At 36.6% G+C, this 11,044-nt stretch carries 6 protein-coding genes and 2 pseudogenes; 1 reads left to right on the forward strand and 7 read right to left on the reverse strand.

Annotation, left to right across the window (positions count from 1 at the left end):
- Window positions 1-214: 214 nt before the first annotated feature.
- Window positions 215-649 (forward strand): annotated as a pseudogene (locus ACTQWB_RS18350) (IS66 family transposase); the annotation flags it as partial.
- Between the two features lie 152 nt (window positions 650-801).
- On the opposite strand, the gene ACTQWB_RS18355 reads toward ACTQWB_RS18350, so the two are convergent.
- The 7 genes and pseudogenes from ACTQWB_RS18355 to ACTQWB_RS18385 form a co-directional block, all read right to left on the reverse strand.
- On the reverse strand, window positions 802-1,224 hold the full coding sequence (locus tag ACTQWB_RS18355; protein WP_441502855.1) for a hypothetical protein: 423 nt from the start codon (window positions 1,222-1,224) through the stop codon (window positions 802-804).
- Window positions 1,225-1,263: 39 nt separating this feature from the next.
- Window positions 1,264-1,836, reverse strand: a complete 573-nt coding sequence (locus tag ACTQWB_RS18360) for an Rpn family recombination-promoting nuclease/putative transposase (protein WP_441502854.1) — start codon at window positions 1,834-1,836, stop codon at window positions 1,264-1,266.
- A 235-nt stretch (window positions 1,837-2,071) separates the two neighbouring features.
- Window positions 2,072-2,287, reverse strand: coding sequence for a hypothetical protein (locus tag ACTQWB_RS18365; RefSeq protein WP_441502856.1), 216 nt, complete (start codon window positions 2,285-2,287; stop codon window positions 2,072-2,074).
- Window positions 2,254-2,529: pseudogene (locus ACTQWB_RS18370) on the reverse strand (phosphoglucosamine mutase); the annotation flags it as partial. The pseudogene ACTQWB_RS18370 and the gene ACTQWB_RS18365, both read right to left, overlap by 34 nt.
- A 377-nt stretch (window positions 2,530-2,906) precedes the next feature.
- On the reverse strand, window positions 2,907-4,070 hold the full coding sequence (locus ACTQWB_RS18375) for a hypothetical protein (protein WP_441502853.1): 1,164 nt from the start codon (window positions 4,068-4,070) through the stop codon (window positions 2,907-2,909).
- Between the two features lie 2 nt (window positions 4,071-4,072).
- On the reverse strand, window positions 4,073-4,585 hold the full coding sequence (locus tag ACTQWB_RS18380) for a hypothetical protein (protein ID WP_441502852.1): 513 nt from the start codon (window positions 4,583-4,585) through the stop codon (window positions 4,073-4,075).
- A gap of 13 nt (window positions 4,586-4,598) precedes the next feature.
- Window positions 4,599-10,865: a hypothetical protein gene (locus tag ACTQWB_RS18385; protein ID WP_441502851.1), complete on the reverse strand. Its 6,267-nt coding sequence runs from the start codon at window positions 10,863-10,865 to the stop codon at window positions 4,599-4,601.
- Window positions 10,866-11,044: the final 179 nt, after the last annotated feature.

The raw sequence follows: 11,044 nt of genomic DNA on the forward strand, positions 1-11,044 counted from the left end.
TATAGGACTAATCTATGTCCATGCACTATGCAGCGGAAAGCGTGCACTGAAACACCGGAAAGCATGCACTCGATGACCGTGCAGTGTGCACTGATTCATCGGTATTTACAGCTATTTCCATTATCCCACAAAACCATCCGGAACACCAGTAAAACCACCAGCGCATTCCACATGGTTTGGATACAGCCATAATTGTAAACGTCAAACCACTCGCCTAACGGACAGCCTCCAGCAGTATCATGTACTTGAAAGGAAACTCCCAGAGGTAACAAACGCGAACTCCTGGGCACATGCAAGGCGCGATTTTGCAGACGCGGTAAAAGCAGCTGATAAAAAGGAACCACAGGCGGTCAAAGAATCGGTTACATACCAGACACTGCAAAAGATTGCCGGATTCTATAACATCGATACGGAGCTGAAAGGGCTCCCATCGGAAGAACGTCTTCAAAAGCGACAGGAAGTGATCTGGCCGATGGTTGAGGAATTCTTTGCGTGGGTAAAACAACAGGCTGCGGAATGTGCTGTGCCACCCAAATCAAAAACAGCCCAGGGACTGAACTTCCTGATCAACCAGGAAAAATATCTTAAAGTTTTCCTGGAAGACGGCGATGTTCCTATCGACAACTCGACTTCGGAACGGACAATCCAATGTCAGGCGCGTGGTTTGACGTTTACCCATAATTTACAAGTAAAGTAGGAATATTTTGTCCTTCCTACGCAAAAACGGAGACATATGCCTCCGTTTTTTTAGTATATTTCCTTTGCCTGTGTTGTTTTCTCCACTCTCTTTATATTTTCCTATTATTTCTCCGCTTCTAATCTGGCAAGTTTTTCACGCAGTTCTGCAAGCTGCCTTTCTGCCGCATCTGCGCGTTCTTTCTCTGCATCCGCCCTTTCTTTCTCTGCATCTGCCCTTTCTTTCTCTGCATCTGCCCTTTCTTTCTCTCTTTGTGTATTCTTTCGTTCAGCCTGTATGTCCATCTTTTCCGCATTTTCAAATAAGATTCCCATACCATGCCCTCCAATCTCGCCCATCAGTTCCCGGGCTTCTTCGTTCGGCACATTCATCTTTTTTAGCAGTGCCCACAGTACTTTTATAACGACTTCCTTTATCTCATCCGGTGCCTCGGCGTATGCAGTGTCCATGAATTCTCTTGCTTCTTCTGTAAACCTTTTCCAGTCCTCCGGATTTTGTATCTTATTAATCAGCATTACAAGAGCCATATCGTCTCCTTTTTTGCTGAGTTCCTCATTCGTATATTGCTACACACTGACTACGTGGTATTGGAAATCGGGTATGTATTCGCTCATTTCTTCCGCGAACTCTATTCGGTCTTTCAAATGCAAGTCTGCCGTCCACTTTTCTTTCCCTTCGTAATAGACAAAGGGAATGATTAACGGATATCTAAATGCTTTTCTGCGATTTGCATCTTTCTTTTTCTTATTCTGCTCCATCCGATAGTCATACCAGATAACACTCATGTAACGAAAAAGCTGCATCGCAACGTCGTAATCCACTGCACTTTTATGCTCAATCAAGGAAATCACATAAATCTCCCTGTCTGGTGTCCCATCTGCTTGGTGCAGGCATACCTTTTTGATAGTGTCTGATTCAAATTCGATTCCAAGAAACGCATGGTACCGTTCTGTTACATCTTCGATATCTTCAGGTCGCACTCCAGCCAGCATCTGAATTCCTGTATAATTACTTAAAAACTGACTCGTCAGGCGATTGTTCTTGAAAATCTCATGTCCGTTCACATCTCTGATATGCGATGTAACATCATAATCTATGTGCTTTTCTCTTTTGCCCTGTGACTGTAATTCTTTCTTCATCGTACCTCCATATGGAAACAAAATCACAGACAAAAGATATTTACAAATTAAATTTAGCATATTTACTTCATATCAGCAAGTCCCAAAAACGAACAATTTTCCATGTTTGTTTATTATATAACATATCTTATATACACGATTCCGCCTGGTCCCAGCCAGGCGGAATCCCCATTTCTTACACCCCAACAATAAACTTTTGGAACCCCAAATTAAGTTTGATTCCCCAACAATCCTCTTACAGTGCGAACCCTTTCTCCTTAATCACATCCACAACACTATCCACATACTTCCGGCAAACCTCTTCGCTTTCGGCTTCCACCATAACTCTTACTACCGGTTCGGTACCGGATTCGCGGACCAGGATTCTTCCGGTGTCGCCAAGGGCGTCTGCTACCTGCTGTACAGCTGCCTGGACGTCGGCATCGTCCTGGCGGAAATCATGATGCCGCAGTCAAACTCATCGGTTCTGGCAATATATGCCACAGAGGGCGTGGTGGTAACGTGAAGCAGATAAGCGTCTGCTCCGGAAGCCACCAGGCCTCCCACCAGTGTATACTCAAACATATAGCTGGAACGGCGGGTATCCTTTCCTATTACAATACGCGCAGGGGTATGATCCCCCTTCTGGCGTTTCAGCTCCCCATAGTACCAGCCAAGAAAACGACCTACTTTATATGCATGATCTGCTGTCAGATTTTCATTTCAAAATAGCCGGAACATCCGAAACCACATAACAATCATTTTTCATATTCTATGATGATATCCTGAACGTGGATCGATGCTATACCACCAGAAACAGCGTCAATAGGAAAGTTACCAGAATCTGTCTCCAACCGTTTATTTGAATTTATTCTATCATAGTTAGCCCTTTCTTTAGTAACGGTGATTAAACCCTTTTTTTATTTCAGCGCCATAAGATGTGTCAAGCCTTACAAAGGTAGCATATGAGGTATATATATCACTACTATTAAAATATAAAATAGCGTCGACAGGAAAGCTATTTAGCTTTGCCATCTAAATAGCCCCTGTCATTTTATATGTTTTGTTCCAATTCAAGCTCAACATATGTGTCAGAAAATATACGGAATATTAGATTTCCTTAAAACAATTCCAGACACTGAAAAATAGTTTTCTTCAAAAAACTTCTTTTCAGCCTCTGAAAGACTGCTATTATTCAAAATCGCACCAACAGTTTTTTGAACCATATTGTGTATCTCATTTTTATTAAAGACAAAGCTTGAAGATTCTCTCTGATTTTTAATTTTGGTTTTCAGCTGAGTGATCTCGTTCGGAAAAGCTACATTAGTCTGCTTCCAAATTTCTGGAACATTACTCATATATTGCTCTACTCTTTTCCAATAATCTCCCTCACACATAATATGACAAGCAATATCTGCATTATCTAAAAAATGCCGTAAACTCTTAAAAACCGCATCCTGATTAAATCCAGGTCCAAGTGTTACTTCCGTAACAGGCCAGCCAGATTCACATTCAATATCCAGGTAGGGCTTTAAAACATATTTTTCATTTCTATAATCTATTCTGGGAGCAATTCGCAAATCTTTCAGATTGAACACAATACGATGCTCGTTCTCTTGATAAAAATCATATCTTTTTATATATGTACCGAACATCTTCCATTGATCTTCAAAGCATTCATAAATATCTGTTTTCTCTGGAATATTCAGAAAAAAATCATCCAGAATTTTCTCTGCAATACTCTGCTGATTTTCTTTACCCATATCCGCGCTATGCGTGAAATAGTATACGGGCTTTGGTTCCACTACCACTGATTTTTCCACAAGTTCATCTCGCTCAGATTTCTCAGTACCACTCACATATCCTTTATACTTTAATAAACTGGAATCCGAAAAATCCAGAGTCAGACTTACTCCAGATTCTTTTGCATACATTGACCACTGACTTAACAAATCTTTCTTTGTACAAAAAGAAATAGAATAGCTGTCACATTGATTCTTGTATTCCGCGAGCGCATTTTCAGTACAAATTCCTTTAATCTTATTAAAATCTAATTCAGCTACTCTGGGCTCTTTCTCATGTTTTTGCTTCCATTTTTTGATAGTTTCCGTGTCGTTTAAAATAAACTTAAGCTCTGCCAACCCATTTACATACTCTTCTGAATCGTTCATGTAACTCATATTTGTTGCAAACATATTCGAATTGGTTAAAATAAACTGCATTGTCTGCGTAGTTGTATAATAATATAAGATCATTCCTATTCATCATCCTCCAATGCCTGCATAAACCCAGTATTCGTAAAATCCAGAAGTACTCCTTTCTTTCCCATACTGCTAACCTGCAACGTACACTCTGGAAACTGTTCCAGCAAAACAGCTCTTTGTTCTGCTTTCGTTGTTGTATAAAACCAGATTTTGGGATGCCGTCTGCCACTATCCAATTCCCTTTTCTTTTTCGCATACATTACATTTATACGATTGTTAAACCTGGTTGAACCATCGCCATTTAAATTCATATCAAATAGAAACAAGGTGTTTTTTTGACTATAGAAGTCATCCAGTCTCTCTTCATAATTCCATAAGTTCACTGCCTCAATATGTGTTTTCTCCGGGAACCGCCCTTTTAAATCGTTAATCTTCTCTTGTGCAATCTCTGTATTAACAGAATACAATAAAATACATATTTTTGACACTAGAGACATTTCATTCAGTTTCTCTACATAAGCGACTGTATTTTCAAGTGAGTCCTCAAAAATAATTATATCTTTCATCCCTATACTTCCCTCACAATTCTAATTCTCTTTGATATTTTTCCCAAAAAACAGGAATTTCAATTGAAAAATATTCTTTTTCATTTACCCTTATTGACTGTGCCTTCAACTCAAACTCTGAACTTAATGCCTTTGTAAGAATTTTACTGTACCTTTCAATCTGCACTTCTGAAATTTTCTCTGTTTGTGCATTTCTATCCCAATCTTTAATACGCTGTTCCAGCATTCTACACAACATACGTTTAATATATCTTGACATTGCCCACAAAGAAATCCCCCTTTCCTCTCGCTCCGGTTCAATCAGAATTTCTCTATTTATTTTTTCTATATCCAGATTTCCAAGCTGTGATTCGTTCATGATTCTCAAATTTCCATCTGAAGTTTTGCTGAAAAAAACTTTTATTTTACCATCTTCTGTTTTTCCCCTCTCTCTGCCAGCTGCATTTAATGCAATCGAAAATAGTAATAAGAAAAACTGTCTTTTAGAATCAGAACCGCACAAAACCCGCTCTTTATCTTTCACTGGTTCATCGCTATCAATTTGTACCTCATCAGTGACAATTTTTAATTCTATCAAGTCAGATGCAACACCATGAGTTACATAATAACAAGCCCCAGACTTAATCACGGAGTCCTGATCGTCCCATAACACCTTATAATCGTATTCTATTTTTTGCGTATAGAACTGTGGTTTTAAACTATTACGATACAATTCACTCACATTTAAATCAGATAATAAGGTTAAAACACCAGAGCGATATACTTCACTGCACTCTTTTTGCAAATTTTCATCCATAAGTGCTTGCTTATATTGCGCCTGTATTACATCATTTTTTGTATGGGAATGTGCTTTGTTTCGATTATAAACTTCCAGTTCTGACCGTGCAACCATTAATTCATACAGCACGCTGTTTTCTTTCATATTGAACAATTTCGTCTGTAAAAGATTATAAAACATCATCACATTTCTCAAATCATTATACAGTTCCAATTGCTCTCGTTCCTGATTAAACTCTGCATAGAAAAATATATCATGTTTCGTCATATTTCCTATTTTCCAGATAAAGTACCCTTCTTTTTTATTGATCCGATATCCACGTTCATTACTAACATCATCTTCCCGGAAACGATTCAGGCAATCTGCTACAGTTTCATTAGCTGCACTGTCAATCGTATTTGCTGTAGTGCTATCTGCCAGCAACATATAATCTTTCCGGCATTTCACTTTTAAACACAATTCTTCTTTTTCCGGAAAATGTTTTTTTACTATGTCCATATTAAATTTATCCAGCAAATATTCCTTCCACCAGTCCGAGCTGTAGGATTTTTCCATGATAACCTGTACTTTGTATGCATGAAGTATATTTTGCATAAAAACAGCCAGTTTATGAATTTTTAATGCAATTTTTTCTTCTTTATTTTCTACCCCGTCCTGTCGCTCTACCTGTTCACAAATTTCATAAATTCCCAGACAATTCGCAATAACCTCTATTCCCCTTTCTGTAAAATCACTTGCATCCGCATCGGCCATTCCATATGCCTCCATTAAAGTATAAAAGTTACTATACTGATAGATGTCCGAATGTTTCTTAAAACACGTTTTTAAACTAATCACTTCATTAAGCCAATTAACTGAAACAGTTTCCGCCTTAATTTTTTTTAGGATATAATCAAATATTTGCTTCATTTTGTGTCCGGTTTCCGAATTTTTCAGGTATGTTACTGTTTTTTCTGTACAGACCATATTATTTTGCAAATTTTTTCTAAGAAATTTTTCAACCTCCTCTTCTGTACTGCTTTCCAATTTATTCTCACGAAATTCTTCCATTCGCTTTAGCAATGCAAGGTACTCATTTCCAAGGAACAGCTTCTCATAATAGGAATTAAGTTTGTCTGCTAATTCTTTATTCTGACTACACAAGTTATCAAATTTTTCAATTCCATCTCTGAATACCCGAGTATTTTCCAGAATCATCCACTGTTGAAACTCTTCAGGTACTCCCACCAGAATTCTTTCTTTATGAAGCATCAGATCCAGCCAAAGACCTTTACTTGTATCTGAACTAATTCCAATTAACCTTTTTATCATCAAAACATACTTTTTCTGAAATTCTTTTCTGCTCTTTTCGTCCCTCATTACAGACAATCCATATACATAACCGAATATTTCCTGCATAATATCTGGTCGCATGATATAGTTGCTTTTTAATTCCGTCAATTGCTTCATTACAATCAACAACAAATCTCTTTTTTCAGCATCTGTCCTTTCATTTGTATGAACAATTTTAGTCTCCAGTATTTTCCACTCCAACAAAAGACCATCACCTTTTAAATATGGTTTCTGGTCACTTACTCCTTCTACAATATTAATTATAGACTGTTCTTTTATCATAGAATCAATCACAATTAATAAAATATCAAATATTCCTTCTTTAATAGATTTCTGAAAAACCATGAATGGTCTGGACAAGACCTTCAGATAGGACAGAAAGTATTCAAATTGATTTTCTTCCCGATTCACATAATCACAGTTTACAAGTTGCAATATGCCAAATACCGTTTTCTGTTTTTCATTAATGTACCCATTCTTTTCTAGGATTTTTCTTGCAATATGTGTGCACACCATTCGTCTGTAAGCACGCTCCCGCGCTTCAGTGTTTTTATAATATGACATGTTTCCAGCCTTATCCACCATTTGTTCAGGCAATGTTTGCAAAGCGTATTTTTTTATACGCTCACTCCAATAATCTGCAATCTCTTTTGTAGAAGATGTCCGATACAATAACTCAGCCTCTCGCTCCAGGTTACATCCTATACAGGAATCCCCATAATTTCTCAACGAAGAAATAGAAAGTGAAATATAAGTATAAAAATCCCTTTTTAAATTTTCTTTGTTACGTCCGAGAGGATTCCAGGATCTTATATATTGCATTTTGCTGGATTCAGAATTACGGTCAATAAGTGTAAACACTTTGTCAAAAACACGAATTTCAACATTTTGACTTTCTTGATTATACATATTTAAGACACTTTCTATCAGACTCTTGGCCCGATAAAAAGTTTTTCCTGAAATAATATTATCATCAATATAATGTATTTTTAAAACACACTTCTGTTCACTTTTTTCCAATATATTAACCAAAGTACGGATATTGGAATATTTTGCGTACATATTACTACGGTATTCTTTATCGAAATCAACTCGTAGGATCATACAAGCACCATGGAACACAACATCATCTACAAGTTCTACAAATCCAGCGTTACTAAAATGCAATGGGGTTACGATAAGATTATACTCAGCTTCCTCTTTATTTATATTATCTTCCGCCCATATCCTAAGACTTTCTTTTATCTTTTCTCTTTCAGCAGAAAGTAAATATTCTGTCTGGAAATAATAAAGAAAATGACTTTCTTTTCTGCATATATGGCCATATATAAGGCATTCCTTCAAAGGTCTGAGCATTTTTTCTTCTTCACATATTTCTTTATACAATGCATTTTTATTGCAAACAGCGCCAACACTCCATACACCAAATGATTGATTTGGGATTGTAGAAGCTGCATTTACTTCGATCAAGGGAATTTCTGCAGTTGATTTCTCTGGAAAACACATTTTACATTTCAATGCTTCATTATAATCAACCGCAGTTTTCACATAATACCTTGGATCCGGCTTTATATTATCTATAATATAATAATTATCAGAGTCTAATTTCCAATAACTATTTTCTGCTTTTGAGCCGACCAGAATCAACGCATAATTTTTTAATATCCATGAGTTATCATCTGTCATCGCATTCTGTGCAGAAAATAAATCCAGCATGCGTTTATGCGTCTTTAAAGTCGAATTAATTGGAACAATTATAACTATCTTTCTGTCTCTGAAATAATCCCTTTTTTCAATTTCAGAATGAAACAATTTTCCATATCTAATTCTGTCTGCATGAAGTAATCCCCTATGCTCAGCCTCTCTCTCAAGAATAGCAAAATCAACATCCAGTTCTGGTTTCACCATTCTAAGCAACTTTATTATTTCAATCAAAAGATTTTCCGAATAAGTTGCATATCCATATAAGGTGATTTTTTCTACATCTTTTATCACATTCTTCATATCTTGCACAATCAGATAAGCAAATCTTGATATAAAAAATCTTGATCCAAAAATAATTTCAGCTTCATAAAATTCATCAATATGAATCGTTGATCCAAGTCTCATATGGGTATGACGAATCCTGCAGCCAAGCTTATTGCTCTGAATATCTTCTTCTAAAACTTTTTCCGTATACTTTTCAAATAAAGATTTCTGATATTGTCCTCCTTTTTCGGACTTAAAAATATCAAATGGTATCCACCCAGCGTCTAACACAGGTGCTGTTTTCATAATGCCTAAATGCATATTTAATTCATCTGACAACCCACGGTTTCCAGGAATAAACACAAACTCCTCCAGTTCATCATCGTATAGCGCAATCTGCTGATAAATACCATAAAACATTTCTTCAAGCCCAGTATTGTAAAAAAGAGCTTCTGCTGCAATTCTAAACTCATCCATCATAGCTCTTTCGCATCCATAAAACACCAGGTGCTTTTTGTCAGCTAATTGATACAATGCGATAATTGAAGCTTTAGCTAAAATCTCACCCTGCTGCTTTCCCATATCTTCAGCAGAAAAATACATCACCTGACAATCCGTATTTTCACATTGTTGTTTCAAGATTGCAGCAACACTCTGTATATACTTTTCCTTATCAGCCTGATTAACATACTGCATTGCAGGGATTACCCTACCCGAATCACAAACTAAATAACCCCAAAAGTCATTCACCGCTTTTACAAATTTTTCTCCAGATTCAAAGCTTCTTTCCTGATCGAAAATAGCACTTCGGGCGCTTCCAACAGGAAATGCAATAGAATACCGTGTTCCCGGCATGCAGTATGTTTTCTGATGTTCATTTCCTCCAGTAGAAAACCATTCTCCTTGTTTTTGCCGATGTTCAGAATGGCTTTCTGCCATAAAAACACCCTTATTTTGATATACAACTTTTTCAAAAATTCTAAGGCCAAAATGTTTCCCTATATTCCTGGAGTCAGAGTAATACTTCTTCCATTTCACTGAATTTTCTTCATTTTCATCAAATAATCTTCCAAAAAAATCTGCCGGTACACTATTTTCAAACAATGTTTGCATATCGGTTTCTTTCATTTTTGATGCAAAATTCTCTGCTATATTTCCCTTTTTATTATCTGCTGCATAATCTGAAATTTCAATTTCAAAATAACAACTGTCTCCAGGAATTTCTAAACTATATTTCTTTTTTAAATACTCTTCTCCGTGACTGTAGATTCTCAAAGACAGGCATCCTTCTCCCGCAGTAGAATGGAATACGATATTTTCCGCCAATTGTCTACATGCATACGAATACTCTTCAAATTGTGTAAGGCAATACCGAAGTTCTTCTGCCTTCCATGCCTGTTTGCCTGCATTCCACATAAAATATGCCAGAAAAACAAGAGCTAACACACTCGTCTGTGAAAATAGCTGATACAATTCCTCGTCTGAAACTTCATGAATCATATGTCTGCTTTCACCAAGTAATTTCGCAGTTCCTCCAATCTGATTATGAAAACGCCATGATATCTGAGACATATCCTGCCCTGCAATTATATTTTTCAGAACTTCCATACCCAATATGTCTTCTGTTTTCCCAAACAACACCTCAATTGTTTCCGTGTTAATCACTTGAAGGGGCATAATTCTCCTTGAAACTGCAGTTCCATTCTTCTGTAGCCGCCTTAGGTTATCCCCCCGATGATACAATTGGTCATAAAAACTGGGATAAAAATCATAGACTCCACTTAAATACTGGGATACTTTATAATACATATCAGAACTTCCCCAGAATACGCCCCATACAGATGCGTTTCTGAAATAATTCTTAATAAGATAAAAATTCTGCAATTCTGTAATATCCTTTAAAGTATGTTCACGGAATACAATGAGAAAATTAATTCTATAGGAGTTATCCAGGTTTCGAATTTTATGTGGCTCATTTATTTTTTTATACTCCATGCGATCATTCAAGATTTTCTTCACCCATTGTACATCCTGCCATCCCTCAGCCTGATTGTAATATTTGTAACGTATATTTTCTGCCTCTTTACTGTTAAGCTCGATTCGCGCCAAAACCTTATGAATAAAATTACTTATTTGTGCAAAGCCCATATCTCCATATTCAATATAAAAGGTTACCGCATTATATAATTTATCATTTACCATATTCTGTATCCCTCTTTGTGCCCTGCGTATGATTTTTTACTTGCGTTTATGATAGGAAAATTATACCATTTTTTGTAAGTGCCTCAAAACATGGCGTAGTGCAAAAAGGCAATTTTCCTGCTATAATGCATACATCATTGTTTGAGGCATTTTTTTCGGCTTCTTTTCAAGCGGCACTG

It is taken from the genome of Blautia sp. HCP3S3_H10_2, assembly GCF_052122375.1.
Taxonomy (GTDB): Bacteria; Bacillota; Clostridia; order Lachnospirales; family Lachnospiraceae; genus Blautia_A.

Bases quoted from the DNA above. Each gene is read 5' to 3' on its own strand.
- ACTQWB_RS18360 (WP_441502854.1), bottom strand. From the start codon at position 1,836: ATGAAGAAAGAATTACAGTCACAGGGCAAAAGAGAAAAGCACATAGAT.
- ACTQWB_RS18380 (WP_441502852.1), bottom strand. From the start codon at position 4,585: ATGAAAGATATAATTATTTTTGAGGACTCACTTGAAAATACAGTCGCT.
- ACTQWB_RS18355 (WP_441502855.1), bottom strand. From the start codon at position 1,224: ATGGCTCTTGTAATGCTGATTAATAAGATACAAAATCCGGAGGACTGG.
- ACTQWB_RS18375 (WP_441502853.1), bottom strand. From the start codon at position 4,070: ATGATCTTATATTATTATACAACTACGCAGACAATGCAGTTTATTTTA.
- ACTQWB_RS18385 (WP_441502851.1), bottom strand. From the start codon at position 10,865: ATGGTAAATGATAAATTATATAATGCGGTAACCTTTTATATTGAATAT.